The organism is Paenibacillus nitricinens (assembly GCF_052056485.1).
GTDB lineage: Bacteria > Bacillota > Bacilli > Paenibacillales > Paenibacillaceae > Paenibacillus_AQ > Paenibacillus_AQ nitricinens.
In genome coordinates this window covers 6,603,380-6,623,746 of the sequence record NZ_CP183948.1, presented here as the reverse complement: position 1 = coordinate 6,623,746, position 20,367 = coordinate 6,603,380, and the positions used below count along the sequence as shown (strand labels likewise).

Genomic DNA, 20,367 nt, shown 5'->3' with positions numbered 1-20,367 from the left:
TATAAGCAGACTATTCTTTTCACTATACTTAATCAGAAGTATATGAAATTAAATTAAATTTCTATTTTTGCTATTAAACGGTATCAAAAATATAAATATCTAGAGGTGATGCAAATGTTAGGAATCGGGTTGATCATCGTTATTATAGCTGGAGCCTATTTAATCGTTGCTTGCAACCAATTGATCATGATGCGTAATCGTGCGAAAGAGTCCTTTGCTACCATTGAAGCCTATTTACAGCAACGATTTGAGGCGCTGATGGAAGTATCGGAAATGGTTATCTTTTATGCCGTAAATGATCGTGAGACATTGGCGTTAGTGAATAGAATGCGTGCGGGCTTAAAGGATCATCAGCTACCTGTTGAGAAACTAACTAGATACGTGGAAATGGAGAAGTATCTTCATACCATAAATGTTCAGGTGGACAATTATCCCGAGCTAAAGGCTGGTGATGAGTATATTAAATTGCAACGAAGTATAAATATTTTAGAGGAAAAATTATCAGCCAGTAGACGGATCTATAATACAAATGTGACAAGCTACAATACGATAATTAGCACCTTGCCTTATCGTTTATTTGCAAGAGCTGCTGGGTTTAAATCAGAAATCTTACTCAAAATGGAGGGAGCCAAGCGGTCAGAGGTTAATTGGAAGGTATCCTAAGACGCTTTGCTCTGGAAAATTAAAGAATGCATGATTGTTTGAGGGAGTGGTTTCTATGAAAATCGTTATTGTGGATGATCATCCGTTAGTTAGAAGAGGGTTGGCATCTGTCATTTCAATGCAGCCAGGTGTGCATTTCGCTGGTGAAGCTACGAATGGTCAAGAAGCATTTGATGTGATTGAAGCGACAAAGCCGGATATTGTTCTCATTGATCTAAAGCTTGTTGATGAATCGGGCTTGGATGTCATTAAGACAGCACGTGCTCGCGGCATGGTTAGTAAGTTCATTCTGCTGACTTCCTCTGCAAGCAGAGAGGATTTTTTGAGGGCTGAAGAAGCAGAAGTAAACGGATATGTCCTAAAAGAGGCACTGCCGGAAGAGTTACTCTTTGCTATCCAGTTAGTGCATAAAGGGAGAAAGTACTATGATCCTGGTCTAATGGAAGAAAAGATGCGTATTAGCGGCAGCAGCCCGGCGGATGAATTGACATCGAAAGAGAAGGAAGTATTGATTGAACTTGGACAAGGTGCTTGCAACAGAACGATTGCTACACGTCTCTTTATCAGTGAATTTACGGTGAAGAAGCATGTCAGCCAGATTTTAGCGAAGCTGCAGGTTAATGATCGGACACAGGCGGCATTGTACGCAAACGCGATAGGGCTAACGAAATATGAAATGTCTTATGAGTAAAATATGTCATCAGCATTATATACGAGGAGGTGTCTCAGCAGCCAGTTCATAGCTCCTGGGGCACCTCCTGAATTTTTTTTTTTGTATGTAATGTATTTAGGAAGCGGCTATGTAGTCCTCCGCATCCTTAAAGCTGATTCGTTTAAGTCCAGTTCAGTGAGTACTCACCTTTAGGTAAGTACATGAACTAAATGTGCGTACTTACGCATTTCCTTGATGTGGGTTACACTCAGTTTCAGAAACAGATACCGCTCAAGGAGGGAAAAACATATGAAAACACTTATTATCGTCACGCATCCAAACATGGACACGTCCATCGTCAATAAACGCTGGATAGAGGAGCTCCGCAAATACCCGGAAAAATATACGGTTCACGAGCTTTATAAAGCCTACCCGGATGGAAAGATCGACGTGGAAAAAGAACAACAGCTGGTTGAAGCTCATGACAAGCTGGTCTTACAGTTTCCCCTCTACTGGTGGAGTTCCCCGCCGCTGCTAAAACAATGGTTCGATGAAGTATTCACACACGGATGGGCGTACGGATCAAAGGCCAAAGCATTAATAAACAAAAAAACGGCTCTGGCCGTAACAGCCGGGGGAACGGAGCATGATCTTAGCGTGGAAGGAGCCTTAGGAAAGACTCTTGAACAGTACCTGGTTCCCTTTGAAACGACTTTGTCGTACTGCAAAACTAATTACCGCTCTTTCTTTGTCTTTTATGGCGCTGAACACTATTTAGCAGATAACAGCGATTTACCACTTATTTTGGACCGCAGCGCGCAGGGGTACGTGGAGTTTCTTGACAAGCTTTAATGTAACAAAAAGAAGCAGCATTTCTATCAAAGGAAATGCTGCTTCTTTCCATGTTAAATTTGGAGCGGCTCTGTCTCCGACTTAACATCGGATACGATGTTTTCCTCTCCCCATATGCATATCATATCAAGCACGGGAATAATCGCTAGAACTCGTTCTCTAGCCCCTATAGCTTCTACAGTAGGCAGATCACCAATCGCGTAGGGTAGTCTATGTAGAAAAGATACAATTTGAATCCTCCGTATTCTGGGATGATTGAGTGTTTTTTTCTATATTATCACAATGAAATTTTATAGATGTCATATGACAAAATAGATGACAAAGTTAATTACAACATAGGATTCTATGGCGAGATCAGATGATATAATGAGTATAACTACTTTTCGATATTGTGTATTCTGTCTACCTAATTGTAACTAGGGAGTGCTGTTAATGTTTGAGTTGCCAGGATACCAAACTTTAGATTTTATAGAGACTACCTCAGATATCAAGCTGTACAGACTGCTACGTCAAGAAGATGGCCTTAAGTTTATCGCCAAGACAACTACAGGCGAGTATCCAGGGTCTACTATGGTTGATGCTTTTCGTTATGAGTATGACATACTTAAGCGACTTAACGGTCGTGGAGCAGTCGAGGCGTATAGTCTGGAACTCACACCGGAACGGCCAGTCCTTCTCTTGAAAAATATAGAGGGGGTGACGCTGGATCAGATACTGCATACACCTGATTCACTGGAGCTTCCAGCGCTACTTCGTATTGCCATAGCTATAGCCGATTGTCTTATGCAAATTCATCGTGAGAAAATAACACTAAATGAACTAACCCCCGCTCATCTAATCGTAAATCCTAGCACCTTTGAAGTGAAATTTATTGATATCCGTATGTCCTGTACCGAAAGTGTTTCCAGTCCTTTGTTATCATTAAGTGGCCGACCGGATGCTTTGCTTCCTTATATATCGCCAGAACAAACGGGCAGAACAGGGGTGAACCCGGACTACCGTTCTGACTTTTATTCGCTTGGCGTTATCATGTATGAGTGCCTGTCAGGTAGTCTTCCCTTCGAACTTCATGATGTGGTTGATATTGTATATCGTCATCTTGCAGATACACCGGAGTCTATACATCGCAGGTTTCCCACTATCCCTCTATCTGTCTCAGACATTGTTGGCAAATGCATGGAGAAAATGCCTAGTGCGAGATATGCCAGCGCCTTTGGAATTAAGTCGGATCTTGAGGAATGTCTAACTCACCTAGAACAATTCGGGTACATCGAGCCCTTCTTGTTAGGAAGCTGGGATATTCCGGAGCACTGGATGGTATCGGAAAAATTCTACGGAAGACATTTTGAGAAACTTAGCTTACGAGAAGCGCTGAAACGAGCATCACAAGGTGCTGTAAATACGGTCTGGCTTAGTGGGGAGAGTGGTATCGGCAAAACAACCTTTCTAAAAGAAACGCTTAAAAATACGATTTCTTTGGATGTTTTTTTCGCCAGAGGCAAATTTGAATCTCTACATACCTCACTTCCTTATGGCATCTGGCATCAAGTGATAGAAGAATTGGTCAGTCAACTGCTGATGGAAACGAAGCTGCAGCTGGAGGTTTGGAAGCTGCGTATTTTACAAGCGGTGGAGAATTACGGGCAGCTGCTGATCCAGTTTGTTCCTAAGCTTGAACTCTTGATTGGCCCACAGCCTTCCGTACCTCCGTTGCCTCCGTTGGAAGCTCAGCATCGATTTCGATTAATCATGAGCCGATTTATTCAACTCTTTCCTCATGAAGATCATCCTTTGATCTTGATATTGGACAATCTGCAATGGGCAGATGAAACATCGCTGCAATATCTCATTTCGCTTATAGAAGACACGGCCACGAGTCATCTGCTAATCGTTCTATCCTATCGTGATCGGGAAATTACGAGGCTGCATCCGCTTAGTAGATTGGAAAAGCATCTGATCGACCGTAACGCAGCGATGAGCCGAATCACTTTACAAGCGCTTGAACTCACGGATATAAAACAACTGCTACTTGATGTTATGCGTTATGAAGCTGCAGACTTGGACGAGCTGGCGCGGGTGCTGCTACATAAGACTGATGGAAATCCGTTATTTATTAAGCAATTCCTTCAAGATTTAATTGATGATCAGCGGGTGGAATTTGATGAAAATATGCGAAGCTGGAAATGGGATCTCCAGCGTATTACTGAATTGAATGTTCCTGATAATGTAGCAGCATATCTATCAAGTAAATTACAGCAATTTCCTGAGCAGACGGTATATGCACTTAGTAGAGCCGCTTTACTAGGCAGCATATTTGATGTGGGTACGCTTGCCGAAATAACGGAGATTCCGATAGAAATATTGACCGAAGCGTTGGCAGTAGCTGTAAATGGACGCTTGCTACAACCTGTTAGCGGGGAGAAATATACACATTTTAAATTCCAGCACAACCACATTCATCGGGCGGCTTATGCGCTTGTTCCCGAAGAGGAGCTCCCAGAGTTGCATTGGAGGATTGGATCACTATTGCTGGGTCGTCACCCTGATAGTGAGGGAACAGTCCTATTTGAAGCTGTCCATCATTTGAATCAGGTACTTACCTGGATAGATAACCCTGAACAGAGGCTTCAACTGGTAGAGCTGAATTTAGAGGCAGGGATAAAAGCCAAACAAACAACCGCACATGAGACAGCCTTACAATATCTGCTTCAAGCGACGGCGTTATTAGAGGAGCAGAGCTGGGAGCAGCATTATGTGCTAACCTTTCGGGTATTTCGGGAAAGGGCTGAGCTCGAATACTTATGTTCCCATTTCGACACGACTAATGAATTATTCCATTTGTTAATCCATAAAGCTACAACAGATATGGATAAGGCTTATGTCTACGCGATGAGGGTTCAACTGGAAGCAAGTAATGATAACCATGAAAAGGTTATCTCTTTAGGGAGGCATACATTATCGTTACTGAAAGTGAAACATCAATTTGATCCGAGTTATGTTCAATTGACGCTCCAGTGGTTACGATTGCGGCGTAGGCTAAAGAAGGTTTCTATCGAGTCGCTTAAACTGTTACCTCCAATGACCGATGAAGCACGTAGAATCGCCATGTCTACTTTAGATCATTCGAGCAATTCCTGCTTCTATGTTAATCGAGAAGGTTGGCTCGCTTCTTCTCTCACTATGATTGAGTTAACGCTCGACTATGGGATGACTCCGGAGGCTTCTCTTGGATTCATAGGCTACGCCATGTTTCAATACTATTACTTCCGTAATGATGAAGAGACATTCAAATGGGCTATGCTGGCTTGCAGCTTATCAGAACCTTATCCGAAGCTTCATGTGACAACCCTGTCTGCATTCGCCATGTGCTATGATAGCTGGCGGAAATATGATCCAGCTATGCTCCAAACATTTACCGAGCATGCAGGTAAAGTCGGTTTGGAATCGGGCGATCTATGGAAGGGTAACCAGAGTATACTGATCAATTGTGCTTCCCTTTTACAATTTGGTCACCCACTCGGTGATATCTATAATCGGTTAATTACTCATTCTGGAGCTTTGCTGCGCCATAACAACAGCCTCCATTGTAAGCAGGCTATCATAGCAGTGGCCATTCTTGTTCGATTGACAGGTTATCGCTCTGTGGATGATCCATTTAACATCACAGAGATTAGCGAATCTGATTTTGCACAGTCGGTTCATGGCGACACCTTTGATTTTATACAGGAAATGGTCTGGATCTATCAGTATTTGACAGGTTATATATTTGGGGAGTACAGAGAAGCCAGTGAGGCATTAGCCAAATCAGCAGCCATTATAAAATCACGTGAGGATGGGTTAGACACTCCTACACAGACCATGTACGAAGGTTTAGTTTGGGCGCAGTTGTATGAGGAATATGACGCTGAAGAGCAGCGCATATATCGGAGAAAAATGCGCGGTTGCCTGGAGAAAATGAAAAAGCTTGCTAGGCGTAGCCCGGAGAATTATCAGCATAAATATTTATTGATGAAAGCTGAGCTTACTCGTCTATCACGAGATCCTCGCCAAGCTGAAGTCTTCTATGAACAATCCATTGAGACCGCTCGTATTTACGGACATATCCATGATTTAGCATTGGCAGCGGAGTGCTATGGCAAATATGGGCTTCGCCATGGCAAATTACATCTGGCAAGAATCTATATGACAGAGGCCTACGAGGCTTATCTGCAATGGGGCGCAAAGGCTAAAGCGGATGAACTGGAGAAGCAGCACAGCTATTTGCTGCATATTAAACGCGAGCCTGGGCTCGATCGTGTGGATTCTCTTTCCGTGGTAATGTCTGCCCAAGCTTTGTCGGGTGAGATGGAGATGAGTCGATTATTGGCCACATTGATGCGAATCATGCTCCATAATGCTGGGGCCGAATATGGAGCCGTTATTTTTGATCATGATGGCAAATGGATGGTTGAAGCTTATGGTACCTCGGAAGCTCAGCATATAGAATCTGTACCGCTTGGGGAAGAATCGTCGCTGGTTCCGGCAGCAATTATAGCTTATGCGGCAAGAACACATGAGCAGGTTGTATTACATGATGCACTCAGTGAGGGAATATTTACGCGTAATACTTACGTTAGGAATCATAAACTGAAATCCGTTCTTTGTCTTCCGATCATGAATCAGAATAAATTGGTTTGCCTGCTCTATTTGGAGAATAATCTATCACCAGGTGTATTTACTCCGAGCAGGCTTGATGTGCTCAAGCTGCTTGGCTCTCAATGCGCCATTTCTATCGCCAATGCTAAGCTTTATTCAGGAATTCAATATCTTAAGAAAAATCTAGAGGACCAAGTCATAGAAAGAACCCGTAGTCTGGAGCGTTCAATGCGTGAAACGTCTGCAGCTTTGGCTGAAGCTACCGTCTTTGAGGAACGTAATCGTATTGCCCAAGAGATTCATGATATTGTCGGGCATACACTTACGTCGACGATCCTGCAGATTGAGGCTGGAAAGCGGCTACTCCATAAGAAGGACATTGACAGTGGATTTCAGCGTCTGGCTGAGGCCCAGGATCTTGTGCGGCATAGCCTGAATGAAATTCGCGGCTCGGTCCATATGCTGAAGGAGGACCGGTATTCTGATTTAACCGTTATGCTGAAGCAGCTGATTAGAGATACAGAGCGCAATACAGGCGTTGTTATCCATGCAGTTATTTATGATCTGCCGGAAGCCATGTCAACAGCCTATAAGAAGGCACTGTATCATGCTCTACAGGAGGGATTAACGAATGGAATTAGACACGGGAAAAGTACACAGTTCCATTTTAGCCTGGAGTCTGTTGGAGCGAATTTGCAGTTTAGGCTAAAAGATAGTGGGCTAGGGGCTAGTCCTATTGTGATGGGATTTGGTCTAAGAACGATGAAAGAACGGGTTGAGCAACTAGGGGGCAGCTTATCCATCGATTCAGAAATGAATGAGGGCTGTTTACTGGAGATCGATCTGCCAATGCGAAGGGTCGTGGATAGAAATGAGTAAGATTAAGATTGTAATTGCCGATGATCAATTGTTTACGCGTGAGGGACTTCGCACCATTCTAGATCTGGAAGATGATATGGAAGTGGTTGGTGCTGCCAAGAATGGGGAAGAGGCCTGCGAGATGGTGGAAGCATTCCAGCCTGATCTAGTACTTCTTGATATTCAAATGCCGGTTATGGATGGAATTAGCGCCTTGAAACGAATAAAGCAGATTCGGCCAGACATCTTTATTCTGATTCTGACTACTTTTATAGAGACTGATTATATTGTTGAGGGGATGGCCTACGGAGCGAGCGGCTATATGCTGAAGGATATGGACGCAGATAAAATGATCGCATCGATTCATGATACGTTATCCGGTCAGTTTATTCTTCCAGCTCCTGTAGCAGCTAAACTGGCAGCAAGGATGAATAGGCTAACAGAGGAGTATGAGCATTGGCAAAGATCTAGCCTAGATCGCATCAGTCTGACAGAACGGGAGGAGGAGCTGGCGCAGCTCATTATCCGGGGGCTTAACAATCGCGAAATTGCCGATACACTGCATATTGCGGAGGGGACAGCCCGTAACTATATTAGTAATCTTTATAGCAAATTAGAGGTGGTTGACCGGGCTCAAGCGATTGTGCGACTTCAAGCTATTATGTAAACGTGATTAATGCTAGCCAATTACTGTTGGAGCCAAGTAATAAAACATTGGCAAATTTCTCAGTATTCCAAATGTAACGGTCAGGATCAACATTACAGCCATAATACAATAGCTAAGTGGTTGAATACGCTTCTTTTCTGTAATCAAGTACAACATATACAAAGGTGCTAGAATAAATAGTAACGGGTTAAATCTAAACGACTGAATGAAGTCGAACTTTAATAAGGATAAGATAGCTCTTGTAATTCCACATCCCGGACAATAAAATCCGGTCCATTCATGAAACAGACAAGGAATACCCATATGGGTTAAGGGCAGCCATACAGTGAAATACAGTAAGCCAAGGAGACTTAAGGACACACTCCAAAATAGTTTGGGCTGTGTCCTCTTATTAATCGTAAAATTATACCAATTTATTAACATCTGATTGCACCAAAGCGTATGTAACAATACCAAAACTAAAGATTGTGAGGATCACATAAAGAGCTGAATTATCGGACACGAGTTGGCCGCGTTGTCTTTGAGCTTCTGCAACATGTTTACCGATCTGGTAGGCCCAAACCAGGCTCCATATCCCGCAAGTAATCAATGTCAGAAGAAAATGCTTTCCTCCAGTAAATGTGTAGTCCCCACTTAACTTGCCTACGTCATTCGTTAGAACGATAAACCAAAATATTCCGTATATTCCACATGTAATTAATGATAATATAATGGAAAATGCGACACTCCTTTGACTAATCATTGTTCACTCTCCTATGTATTTATATGAAAATTTTACAGTATTATCATAGTCAATTGTGAAAACATATACAAGATAATATTTGGTAGTTTGTTTTCTAGGAGAAAATCAGGAAACGTGGAACAAACTTACTATCTGGATATAGTGGAATCATTACTCCATATGAAATATACTTTTAAAGATTAGCCGCAAGACAGCTAGAATTTGAACTACGATTGGAGAAAATGAAACAATGTCTAATTTACCGAACTGCCCGAAATGTAATTCTGAGTACACTTATGAGGATGGAAGTCTACTAGTCTGCCCGGAATGTGCACATGAGTGGACATTAGAATCAGAGTCTGAGAATAGTGAAAGTCAAAAGGTTATCAAAGATGCCAACGGCAACGTACTAAACGACGGCGACTCAGTAACTGTAATCAAAGACCTTAAGGTAAAAGGAAGCTCATCCGTTCTGAAGATAGGCACCAAAGTCAAAAACATCCGTTTAGTGGACGGAGATCATGATATTGATTGCAAAATCGATGGGTTTGGAGCTATGAAATTAAAATCCGAATTTGTTAAAAAGATATAAAAAAATATAAAAGAAAGAATCAGCCTACCTTCTATAGAGGCAGGGCTGATTCTTTCTTTTTTTAGGTAATGTTTAAAGGCGTGTCATCTTATGATCTCGACAATTTGGTTTCGTCCTGCATTTTTGGCTTGATATAAAGCTTTGTCCACTGATTCGAATAAATCATTTAGCTGATTGGTCGGGCTTTCTGCATACTGCTCTGCAAAATTATTAATAGACAGTAGTCCCATGCTTACAGTGATGGATACAGAATGAGCAACTTCATCCACATGTACTTTATTGGCCTCTATCATGAATTTGATATGATCTGCCCAGAGGTTTGCTTGTTTGTGGCTCGTATTTGGTAAATAGACGATAAACTCTTCCCCACCATAGCGTGCCAGAATATCCGTCTCCCTTAGTGATTGCTTAATGACCTCCACCGTGCTGCAAATTACAACATCGCCGACTAAATGGCCGTAATTGTCATTCACCGTTTTGAAAAAATCGATATCCAGTAGAATGATGGCAAAAGGCTGCTTCAATATCATATTTTCTATAATCTCTTTTTCTAAGTACTGCGTTAAGTAATGACGGTTATAACAACCAGTTAAGCTGTCGGTTATAGCCATCTGCTTGAGTTTTTGGTTGGTCTGAGAAAGCTTATTCTGGATTTCAATTAATGCCAGATTACGCTCTTGCAGGATCTCGTTCTGCTGATTAGTCTCAGCAATGAGGCGATGCAGTTCGCTTCTATCCTGAAAGGTGAGAATCCGTCCAACCATGATCTCGCCTACGACAATGGGTGCCGCTGTAATATTGATGTATGCTTGGAGCGAGGTGTAGAAGACTTCAACTTCGGTTCTCTCCATGGGCTGTTTAAGATATGTATGTTGAAACAATCGGAAAGCGCTGGCAGTCTGCTCCAGGGGTGTTAGCGTCGATAAGTCGAAGCGGTCACCGATCTGTAGGTTGATTTTTGGCAAAAGCGATCGATTGATCTCTACCACAGTCTCGTTATCATCCAGTACAAGAATACCTACTGTGAGTGTGTCAATGATATCCTGATGGGCAATGGTTACGAGATCAAATATTTTATCACGATGGATGGCAATGACGAAAAAGATCGCAGAGATTAGTATCCCCAGAGAGGTCATCCCCGGAATTACCGGCTGAGATTTAAACAGTACTACATTAAGAAAGACATCCAGTAATACAAATACAGTCAGCACTAGCACACCCTTAAGTACAAGCGTAACCTGTTTTTTGATCCGCTGTGTGGCGTTCGATTTAAGCGCTGAATAGTTGATATATAGAGAAATAATAATAGTGCAGATCAAGAAGAGAATAAACAACCAAAAAAGCGGACCATAAGATCTTTCAACATATCCACCATGCATAGGCAGTACAAAGCTTTGCTTTGGATTGACGATCACTCCTATTAAGATCAATGCTGCGACAATGTATAGGACCAGCGTTTTCTTTTTTCGGAGAAGGTATGATTTGCCAGTGAGAAATATCGTAAAAAGAAGCCATCCAATCGTTAATAGTATCGAGTCAATAAAAGCGAGCTTCACATAAAACAATTGAACATCGGGATCAGCTGTAGTTTTGAGAGCGAATTGACAGAAGGGCCATAACATCATCGTGAAATGGAAAGTCAAGTAAACCTTATGTAAGTTAGTGATGGTTACAGTAACAAATATGTAGATGAATAGAACGAAAAGAACGAAGAATAATGATAAGTCAATCGATGTCATGATATTCAATTTGGTAACACCTTCTTATATAAAAAAATAGGTTCATCTTTATTCATTTATGCTCGAAACCTTCTCCCACTCGGTTAGCAGCTCTTGTACACTCTGTGCGGACTGTGGCTTACTGAATAAGTAACCTTGAATCTTATCGCAGCCTTGCTCCTGTAGGTAATCGAGTTGTACAGTTCGCTCTACACCTTCTGCAATAACACACATATTCATGCGTTTACCAATCATAATAATTTGTTCGACGAGAACGGCTTGATGTGTCCCTGTTCGAATGGAATCAATGAAGGACTTGTCTATTTTCAATGTCGAGATCGGCATATGAGTAAGATAGCTTAAGGAAGAATAACCTGTACCAAAGTCATCCAAGGCAATTTTGATGTTGTGACTTCTGAGTTCAGTCAGCTTGCTGCTCACATATTCGTAAGATTCAACCAGAACACTTTCTGTGATTTCTAGTTCTAAGTATTCAGGATCTAGCCTGGAGGCTTGCAAGGTGTCTAGCACTAACTCATTGAAATCGCTTTGCAGGAGCTGCAGCATTGAAATATTAACAGACATCGTCAGATGTGATAATCCTTGCTCATGAAGACTTTTTAAAAAAGCACAGGCCGTTCTGAGCACCCATGCTCCGAGAGGAATAATGAGGTGGGAATCTTCTGCTATTTTGATGAACTTATCCGGAGGGACCATGCCTAGTATAGGGTTGTTCCAGCGCATAAGAGCCTCTAGTCCCGTCACCCTGTTCTGAGTCAGATCAATCTGGGGTTGATAGAATACTTCCAGCTCATTTTTCTCTAAAGCATTATACAACTGCTTCTCAATGTTCATTCGCTCAGTAAAGGTATCATTGAGCGGCTGATCAAAGACAATAATTTGACCCTTGCCGGCGTCTTTGGCTTTATACATAGCGATGTCTGCGCATTTAAGCAGTTCCATAATATTACTTCCATGTTCGGGGTGAGCACTGATTCCGATGCTTAGGCTAACATGCAGCAGACTGTCATCCATCTCAATCGCATCTTTAAAACCGGCAATAATGTGGGTGGCTACACTAGTTATACACTGACTGTTCTTGATTGAATATAAAAAAACGATGAATTCATCCCCGGCAAAACGATACACTTCTCCACTACTTCCAACAAGAGAGACCAACCTCTCACTAACCTTAACAATTAGCCGGTCACCAAATTCATGACCCATCGTATCATTTACATATTTGAAGTAATCAATGTCGATGAACATTAAGGCTGCGGTGTTGTTCAGTTCCAAAATGCGAGGCCCAATCTCATAAAAAGCTAATTTGTTGGGCAAGCCGGTTAATAGATCATGATAAGCCAGGTAATGCATCCTTTCTTCATTCAAGGCTAGCTTCTCTTGATTCTCAATGAGCTGATCATATTGCTGTCTCAGTTCTTCTTCTGTAGCAGTGATTTCCTCATAAGCGGCTTCTAGATTTTCGTGTGCGCTCACCCTATCCCTATAGGCAAGATCCAGTTTCTTTTCGATCCTTTTAATCCGTTTCAGAGTACCTAGAATTAATGCAAAGATAAGCAAAGCCGTTATGAGAATAAAGAACCAGCCTTTAATTATATTAATAAGTCTTATCCACTCCGGATCTCGCGTAAAAGTGGAAACGGCCTTATCTGTTATGGGGATCCATAAGCAACCTACAATAAAATATATTATTGCGATTTTTAAGGAACCCCGAACAGGGTTGAAGGTTTGTTTGGATATGGAATGTTTGTGTTTATTTCTTTGAAGCATATGTCCCTCCTATATTAAGCATGAGATGCACGAGAGCTACTTGTTTTAGATCATTTCAACATATTTCATCAAAATCCTCTATTTGTCAGACGTGTTCTGCAAATTTTAAGAATCATTGTTTGGACAAGCTGGAGCTAGGCATTAATACCTAGCTATGCTTGAACGTAACTTGTGTTATAATCAAACAAACAACTCGAAGAGAAAATTATAGTTAAGGGGGAATCGTAAGTGGAAATAGGTATCAGTACGTTCGTAGAAACAACACCGGATGTTCAATCAGGGGAGTTAATAAGTCATGCACAGCGATTGCGCGAGGTAGTAGAGGAGATTGTTCTTGCAGATAAGGTGGGCTTAGATATATTCGGTGTGGGTGAGCATCATCGAAAGGATTATGCTGCATCTTCTCCAGCAGTATTGCTGGCTGCGGCTGCCTCACAGACGACACGAATTCGGCTGACCAGTGCGGTAACTGTGCTGTCCTCTGCTGATCCAGTACGTATATTTCAGGATTTTGCAACACTTGATGGAATCTCAAATGGACGGGCAGAAATCATGGCAGGCCGGGGTTCTTTTATCGAATCTTTCCCGCTCTTTGGATACGATTTAAATGACTACGATGAGTTATTCGATGAGAAGCTGGACCTGTTGTTAAAAATAACGGCATCCGAAAAAGTAACCTGGAGTGGAAATCACCGTCCAGCCATTAATAATCTGGGGATTTATCCGCGCCCTGTTCAGAATCCTTTGCCCGTATGGATTGGCAGTGGAGGCAATACAGAATCTGTGATTCGTGCAGGCCTGCTCGGACTACCACTTGTGCTCGCGATTATTGGCGGCAGTCCGTTGCAGTTTGCCCCACTGGTGAAGCTCTATAAGAAAGCGGCGGCTCAAGCAGGACATGATGTGTCGAAGCTTCCGGTTGCCTCACACTCGCACGGCTTTATTGCAGAGGATAATCAGCTTGCGGCCGACATGTTCTTCCCCTCTACGCAGGCTAGCATGAATGTGATTGGTCGTGAGCGTGGCTGGGGTCATTATAGTCGGGCGAGCTTTGATGCGGCACGTAGATTTGAAGGTGCCTTATATGTAGGAGATCCAGACACCGTTGCGGAGAAGATTATTCACCTGCGCAAACACGTAGGAATTACACGCTTTATGCTGCATGTACCGCTAGGTACGATGCCTCATAAGGATGTAATGAGAGCCATTGAGCTATTGGGTACTGAAGTAGCACCCATTGTTCGAACTGAGATAGCGAGATGGGAAGCAGAGGTCGAAGCAAAATAGGATTGACCCTTTCTAGATTAACCAGTATGATCTTACCAATTATTGTACTGATTGGAGGAGGGTACTGAAATGGCGGATCGAATCATAGCGGACAGACTTGAGGAATTAGGTATTGTTCTACCTAGTGCCAGTGAACCGGCGGCAAAATATGCTAACTACGTCATTGTTAATGGATTATGTTTTATATCGGGAAAAGGACCTGCCGGACACCCCAAAGGCAAGCTGGGACAAGACTTCACCACCGAAGAAGGTTATCATTTTGCACGTCAGACTGGTATAGAGATCCTTGCCGTCCTTGAGTCAGCTTTAGGTTCCTTGGATAAAGTGAAGAGAGTGGTCAAAATTCAAGGATTTGTGAATGCAGATCCCTTATTCGAAGAACATCATAAAGTGCTCAATGGCTGTTCTGATTTAATGCTGGAGGTATTCGGAGACAAGGGCAGTCACGCTCGTTCGGTATTGGGTGCTGTTTCTGTAAGAGATAATCTTCCCATTATTATCGATTCTATTTTTGAAGTGGAATAACAAGAGGGCTGTGGCACCGAAAGGTGACCACAGTCCTCTTTTTTACATGGCTTGAGCTATAGCCAGACGGCAACCCCAATAATTGTAACAAAACTAATTACCCTTTTTTTAGTAATAATAATTGAACATATCAATCAACGAGGTGATGACATCATGAGGATTCATAAGAAAACAACACTACTTGTACTACTTACATCTATACTCTATACAGCTCCAGCCCATGCGGCGGTGACGCCTCAGAATCAGGTTACAGGCGTTTTTCTGGATGATCGGCAGCTTGAATTAGACGTTCAGCCCTTGCTCATAAACGGTACAACGCTTATTCCCATGCGTAAGCTGTTTGAAGAACAGGGAGCAAAGATTTCATGGAACAACGATACCAAAACAGTTAAGGCCACTAAGGGAACGCTGCTGCTGTCTTATCAAATAGGAGATTTAACCGCTAACAAAAATGGACAAGCCTTAAGCTTAACCGTTCCGGGTCAGGTTGTCGGTGGAAATACGATGATGCCGCTGCGTTTTGTCAGCGAGGCTCTAGGCAGCACTGTGAAGTGGGAGGCCAACACTCGGACCGTCCGCATCTACTCAGCGACGAATTACGATACAACGATTCGTTATGGGGTTAACCTGCGCAGTTCGCCGAATTCATCGGATCCATCAGGTGTCCAGCAAATGTTGTCCGTAGGCGATAAAGTTCATATCGTTAGAGAAGTGGATGCTCTCTGGTTAGAAGTGCGGACGCAAGACAACAAGACGGGGTACATATCTGCTAAACCGAAATATAGCGATTATACTAGTGAGTCGCTCGCTGAGAAGCAGGGAAACGCGCTGCTTGCTTACGGAGAGAAGTATCTGGGAACCCCTTATGAATTTGGTGCAGCAACGAACCAAACGTCTACCTTTGACTGTTCTTCTTTCGTAGGGCATTTATTTGAAAACGTATTGTCGGTGGATCTGCCACGCGCTTCTTATAATCAAGCCAAAGAAGGGAAGGAAGTTGAGATCAGCGAATTGCGTAAAGGGGATCTGCTGTTCTTTAGTGCGCGTGGTCTCGACATTGGTCATGTTGCCATGTATGCGGGAAATAATCAGATATTGCATACGTATTCTAAGGAGCAAGGCGTCCATTATGAAGCCCTGAGTGAGAAGTGGAAGAAGCGTTTTGTGACGGCCCGTAGAATGTTTTAGATTGGGTAGTGATTAGGCTATAATGGTCACGATGAAGAAGGATCCGATTACATTTGGGGGATGAAGCATAGTGACTAAAACCATCGTAGAAAAGCTGAACTTACAAAGATACAGCCAAGTAGCGATATTGAGTAAACCAGAAGGCTCCGATTATTTAGCGGAATTGACGGATTATGATACTTCGCTAAATGGGGCGTATGATCTTATATTTGCCTTTGCACTAGACATGGCGTCGTTACAGGAACTAGTGAACCGTGTAATTGAGCTACAGCATCTTCATAAGAATGGCTATCTCTTTGTGGCGTATCCTAAAAAGGGAAACAAAGTGTATCCGACCTTTATTCATCGTGACGACTTACTAGAGGGTCTAGGCAGTGATGAGAATGGCTACATCGGGAGAAGCAATATTAAATTTGCACGCATGGTAGGATTGGATGATGTCTTTACAGTTGTAGGGTTAAAAGAGGATGCTAAGGGGAAAGGTCAGCTTTCCAATACCCCAAGTCAATCTGTGGATGATTATATTTCCTTCATTCCAAATGTGGAAGAAGATCTGAAAGATACACCGGAGCTTCTAGCCATCTATCAATCGCTTACCCCGGGATACCGCAAAGACTGGGCTCGATATGTCTATAGTGCCAAACAAGAGGCAACAAGAGCTAAGCGTAAAGAGGAAATGAAGAAGATTCTACAGGCTGGTTATAAGAGTCGAGAGCTGTATCGGCAAGCCAGTAGTACTGAACTCTAATCCGATCTTTCTTCATTAAAAAGATTATTTGCAGGTATAAAGACGGTTTTTGAGCTCCCTTTCCGTCTATGTTATGAGCTTGATTGTTAAGGAGGCAGATAGTGACTTGTACGGATGCAGAACTGGTAGATAAGGTATGTAAAGGGGATATGGATGCATTCAGTGGACTTATCGGCAAATATTCCAATGCAGTATACGGGGTAGCTTACGGTAAATTGGGTGATTTCCACACCGCGCAAGACATTACACAAGAGGTTTTTGTTAAGACCTATCGTAATTTACCCAACTTAAAGGAGCCAGAGAAACTCGCCAGTTGGTTATATGCAGTTACTACACGGGAATGTATAGATTGGTTTAGGGCGAATAAGAAGAAAGCTGCATATGAATTCATGGAGCAAATCGAGGTTTCTCAGATGGAGACCACTGAAGATCAGCTCCTCCGAAAAGAACTCCAGCAAAATGTGTGGAAGGCATTAAACACCTTATCCGAAGCAAACCGTATAGTCACCATTCTATTCTATATCGACAACTACAAGGTTAGGGAGATCGCTGATTTCCTTGATTTATCTATTGAAGCTGTCGAGAGTAGACTCCGCAGATCAAGAACGATCTTAAAAAGGGAGATGTTGAGTACAGTGAATAACAATCTAAGTGAAAACAAATTGCAGGACGAATTTAAAAAGAGAGTTTTTCAGGATGAAAGAATGCCTGAAACCAACTTTCGTCGTGTGGCCATGGGCCAAAGTGAATTCGATGATATTGATATGCCTAAGACGAACTTTTCTAATGTAAATATGGCGGGTACCAAGTTTGACAATATTAATATGAGCAGTACTACTTTTAACGATATCAATATGCATCTTGTTAAGTTTAATGAAGTCGGATTGTGGGAAATCGAGGTTAGCAATAGTGAATTAGGAGAAGCCTATTTCCATGATATTCACTTGTATGGTAAAGGCAATAAGTTTGAACGATGCCAGCTTAACGGCACATCTTTTGTAGAGTGTGATCTTTCGAATGTGGAGATAAAAGACTGCAATCTTTCAGGTTTCACAGTTAATGGCATTTCATTAGAGGCCCTGCTAGAGAGTTACCATAAAAATAAATAATATTACAACAGTTCTATTTATTCCTCATAGATTTCATTGAAACCACTCTATCCTAGGAGTGGTTTTTAAATTTGGGGTATAATGGATGTAGATCATATAGCACAAACCTACAGGGGTGAAAGATAGATGAAGCGCATTACGATTTTAATTGCGGATGATGAGGCGGAGATTGCGGATCTTGTGGCTTTGCATTTGCAAAAAGAAGGGTATTATATCATTAAAGTATCCGATGGGCGGGCAGCGGTGCAAGCTATTGAGTCCCAAACGATAGATTTGGCGATTCTCGATATTATGATGCCAGGGCTGGATGGCTATGAGGTAACCCGTCACATCCGGGAGCAGCATCATCTGCCGATTATCTTTTTAAGTGCAAAGACTTCTGATCTGGATAAGATCACGGGACTTGTCATGGGCGCAGATGATTATATGACCAAACCGTTCAATCCCATGGAGCTAGTAGCCCGCGTTAATTCTCAACTACGGCGCTCTATACAATTCAGTCAGCCCGCAGCCATTCTTAAGTCGGTCCTTGAAGTAGGTGGGCTGACGATTTCACCAGATGAGCATACCGTCACTCTTTACGGCGAGATAATAGACCTAACTCCGAAAGAGTTTGATATTCTGCATTTATTGGCAAGCCATCCTAAGCAGGTGTTTAGTGCGGAGAGTATTTTCCAGCAGGTATGGGGAGAAGCTTATTATGAAAGTGGCAACACGGTCATGGTGCATATCCGTACCTTACGCAAAAAGCTCGGTGAAGACATCAATAAGAACAAATTTATTAAGACGATCTGGGGCGTAGGATATACTTTTACTGGGTAAGACTACTGAGCTTTTATACATTTTAAGAAAAACTTTATAATTGTCCTGCTTTTTCTTTAAAGTGTCTTCGTTATTCTATTCCTATCAAGCATAAACGCCTTAAGGAAATGGGAGGACATTACGGATGAAAAAGTGGGGATTTTTGGTGATTGTTGTGTTATTTCTTGGTTACGCTGCAGCTCGTTATTTACCGGATACGGGTAATTTAGCTGATAAGAATGATAAGATTCAAAAAGGATCGATTAGAAATAGCGATAGTTTAAAGGTAGTTACGCAAGATCAGGTATATCAAGGAGATTTATTGCTGGTGAACAAACAATATCCGGTACATGAGGACAGTGTGAAGTCCGATATTGTAACCTTATCTGATCAGAAGGAACTGGTTCAGGGCTACGGATTACTAGATACCTCGATTCGGTTGTCTGAAAGTGTAACCCATAAATTTATTAAGATGATTAAGGCTGCTGAGAAGGATGGCGTGAATCATTTTTTAATTAGCAGCGGGTACAGAGACTTTGAGGAGCAAGAGGAATTGTATAAGGAAAAAGGTTCAGACTATGCTCTGCCAGCACAATATAGCGAACATAATCTAGGATTATCGCTGGACATCGGATCGTCCCAATCGGAAATGAGCAAAGCACCTGAAGGCAAATGGTTGGAAAAGAATGCGTGGAAATACGGCTTTATTCTACGCTATCCGAAAGACAAAACGGAGATTACGGGGATAAAATATGAACCTTGGCACTTCCGTTATGTCGGCTTACCGCATAGTACGATCATTTATGAGAAGGGAATTGTGCTGGAACAATATTTAGATCTTTTGAAGGAGAATAGAGAAATTTCAACGGTTGTAGACGGCAAAACATATACGGTGAACTATTATCCAGTATCAGGATATACAAGTATTAAGATTCCAAAGGAAGGGCAATATAAAACGTCGGGCGATAATATGGACGGCGTAATTGTCACTACATTTTGATGAGTACGAAGCCTAAGAGCGAGTCTACTATGAAATTATTGCTGGCAGCCGTATTTATTGTCTATATGTATTTCTTGATCCGAATTATTGTATTTAAAGGCGCACCTTTTAGCTTGCCATCACTTTGGGAACAGGCTGGGCGTATGCTTGAGCATCCCGACAGAATTTTTAATCGACAGGGCAACTATATACCTTTTAAAGAGATCTCGCGGGGGATAGAACATCTGTCACTTTCAGATCCTTTTTCATCACTTAATTTAGTGGGCAATCTTCTGGCGTTTATTCCTTTTGGAGTCATTGTACCTATGCTGTTATCGCAAAAAGAAAGGTTATTCCAAAAGGTCTTCATGCTCTCTTTTGCGCTGAGTCTGAGCTTTGAAGTTACACAATTAGTATTGTATATCGGCACCTTTGACGTAGATGATCTGATCTTAAATACTTGCGGTGGGGTAGTCGGTTACGCCATGTATAGAATGCTGGTTTCTTCTGGATTGTTTACAACTATATCGAAGCGGTGTTAGTATTTGTGGATGGTAGATATAGACAGGAAATAGAAGGGG

17 protein-coding genes and 1 pseudogene are annotated in these 20,367 nt (G+C 42.2%); 14 read left to right on the top strand and 4 right to left on the bottom strand.

Going from position 1 to position 20,367, the window contains the following annotated elements:
* Positions 1-114: 114 nt before the first annotated feature.
* The 5 genes from ACN6KS_RS29480 to ACN6KS_RS29460 all read left to right on the top strand — a co-directional run bounded on the left by ACN6KS_RS29480 (position 115) and on the right by ACN6KS_RS29460 (position 8,327).
* Positions 115-663 carry a LemA family protein gene (locus tag ACN6KS_RS29480; RefSeq protein ID WP_179281471.1) on the top strand — a complete coding sequence of 183 codons (549 nt, stop codon included), beginning with the start codon at positions 115-117 and terminating at the stop codon, positions 661-663.
* A 55-nt stretch (positions 664-718) separates the two neighbouring features.
* Positions 719-1,354, top strand: a complete 636-nt coding sequence (locus ACN6KS_RS29475) for a response regulator (protein WP_440961033.1) — start codon at positions 719-721, stop codon at positions 1,352-1,354.
* Positions 1,355-1,624: 270 nt separating this feature from the next.
* Positions 1,625-2,167, top strand: coding sequence for an NAD(P)H-dependent oxidoreductase (locus ACN6KS_RS29470; protein ID WP_440961032.1), 543 nt, complete (start codon positions 1,625-1,627; stop codon positions 2,165-2,167).
* Positions 2,168-2,599: 432 nt separating this feature from the next.
* On the top strand, positions 2,600-7,681 hold the full coding sequence (locus ACN6KS_RS29465) for an AAA family ATPase (RefSeq protein WP_440961031.1): 5,082 nt from the start codon (positions 2,600-2,602) through the stop codon (positions 7,679-7,681).
* The gene (locus ACN6KS_RS29460) at positions 7,674-8,327 is read left to right on the top strand and encodes a response regulator (protein ID WP_094868420.1); all 654 of its coding nucleotides are present in this window, start codon (positions 7,674-7,676) and stop codon (positions 8,325-8,327) included. Before ACN6KS_RS29465 ends, ACN6KS_RS29460 begins: the two co-directional genes overlap by 8 nt.
* Positions 8,328-8,339: 12 nt before the next feature.
* On the opposite strand, the gene ACN6KS_RS29455 is transcribed toward ACN6KS_RS29460, so the two are convergent.
* Positions 8,340-8,630: a DUF2752 domain-containing protein gene (locus ACN6KS_RS29455; RefSeq protein ID WP_440962461.1), complete on the bottom strand. Its 291-nt coding sequence runs from the start codon at positions 8,628-8,630 to the stop codon at positions 8,340-8,342.
* A 100-nt stretch (positions 8,631-8,730) separates the two neighbouring features.
* On the bottom strand, positions 8,731-9,069 hold the full coding sequence (locus ACN6KS_RS29450; RefSeq protein WP_094875359.1) for a DUF4234 domain-containing protein: 339 nt from the start codon (positions 9,067-9,069) through the stop codon (positions 8,731-8,733).
* Positions 9,070-9,298: 229 nt separating this feature from the next.
* On the opposite strand from ACN6KS_RS29450, the gene ACN6KS_RS29445 reads away from it, so the two are divergent.
* On the top strand, positions 9,299-9,640 hold the full coding sequence (locus ACN6KS_RS29445; protein WP_094868417.1) for a zinc ribbon domain-containing protein YjdM: 342 nt from the start codon (positions 9,299-9,301) through the stop codon (positions 9,638-9,640).
* Positions 9,641-9,723: 83 nt separating this feature from the next.
* Here the strand turns inward: ACN6KS_RS29445 and ACN6KS_RS29440 are convergent, their stop codons facing one another.
* Together ACN6KS_RS29440 and ACN6KS_RS29435 are read right to left on the bottom strand one after the other, a co-directional pair.
* The gene (locus ACN6KS_RS29440) at positions 9,724-11,379 is read right to left on the bottom strand and encodes a histidine kinase N-terminal 7TM domain-containing diguanylate cyclase (protein WP_440962460.1); all 1,656 of its coding nucleotides are present in this window, start codon (positions 11,377-11,379) and stop codon (positions 9,724-9,726) included.
* Positions 11,380-11,427: 48 nt separating this feature from the next.
* Positions 11,428-13,149, bottom strand: a complete 1,722-nt coding sequence (locus ACN6KS_RS29435; RefSeq protein ID WP_440961030.1) for a putative bifunctional diguanylate cyclase/phosphodiesterase — start codon at positions 13,147-13,149, stop codon at positions 11,428-11,430.
* A 228-nt stretch (positions 13,150-13,377) separates the two neighbouring features.
* Here ACN6KS_RS29435 and ACN6KS_RS29430 point away from each other — a divergent pair, with 228 nt between their 5' ends.
* From ACN6KS_RS29430 to ACN6KS_RS29395, 8 genes and pseudogenes are all read left to right on the top strand, one after another.
* Positions 13,378-14,436 carry an LLM class flavin-dependent oxidoreductase gene (locus ACN6KS_RS29430; protein ID WP_440961029.1) on the top strand — a complete coding sequence of 353 codons (1,059 nt, stop codon included), beginning with the start codon at positions 13,378-13,380 and terminating at the stop codon, positions 14,434-14,436.
* A 69-nt stretch (positions 14,437-14,505) separates the two neighbouring features.
* Positions 14,506-14,961, top strand: coding sequence for a RidA family protein (locus tag ACN6KS_RS29425; protein ID WP_440961028.1), 456 nt, complete (start codon positions 14,506-14,508; stop codon positions 14,959-14,961).
* A gap of 153 nt (positions 14,962-15,114) precedes the next feature.
* Entirely contained in the window at positions 15,115-16,149 is a 1,035-nt protein-coding gene (locus ACN6KS_RS29420) for a C40 family peptidase (protein WP_440961027.1), read from the top strand.
* Positions 16,150-16,216: 67 nt separating this feature from the next.
* On the top strand, positions 16,217-16,897 hold the full coding sequence (locus ACN6KS_RS29415) for a YdeI/OmpD-associated family protein (protein WP_440962459.1): 681 nt from the start codon (positions 16,217-16,219) through the stop codon (positions 16,895-16,897).
* A 101-nt stretch (positions 16,898-16,998) separates the two neighbouring features.
* Complete coding sequence (locus ACN6KS_RS29410; RefSeq protein WP_440961026.1) at positions 16,999-18,006, top strand: sigma-70 family RNA polymerase sigma factor; 1,008 nt, start codon at positions 16,999-17,001, stop codon at positions 18,004-18,006.
* Positions 18,007-18,132: 126 nt separating this feature from the next.
* A complete protein-coding gene (locus tag ACN6KS_RS29405; RefSeq protein ID WP_440961025.1) occupies positions 18,133-18,828 on the top strand; it encodes a response regulator transcription factor in 696 nt (231 codons plus the stop codon).
* 124 nt (positions 18,829-18,952) lie between these two features.
* Positions 18,953-19,610, top strand: a pseudogene (locus ACN6KS_RS29400) (M15 family metallopeptidase); the annotation flags it as partial.
* Positions 19,611-19,836: 226 nt separating this feature from the next.
* Positions 19,837-20,328 (top strand): VanZ family protein, encoded by a 492-nt coding sequence (locus ACN6KS_RS29395; protein WP_179281470.1) that lies wholly within the window; start codon positions 19,837-19,839, stop codon positions 20,326-20,328.
* The last annotated feature ends 39 nt before the right edge of the window (positions 20,329-20,367 follow it).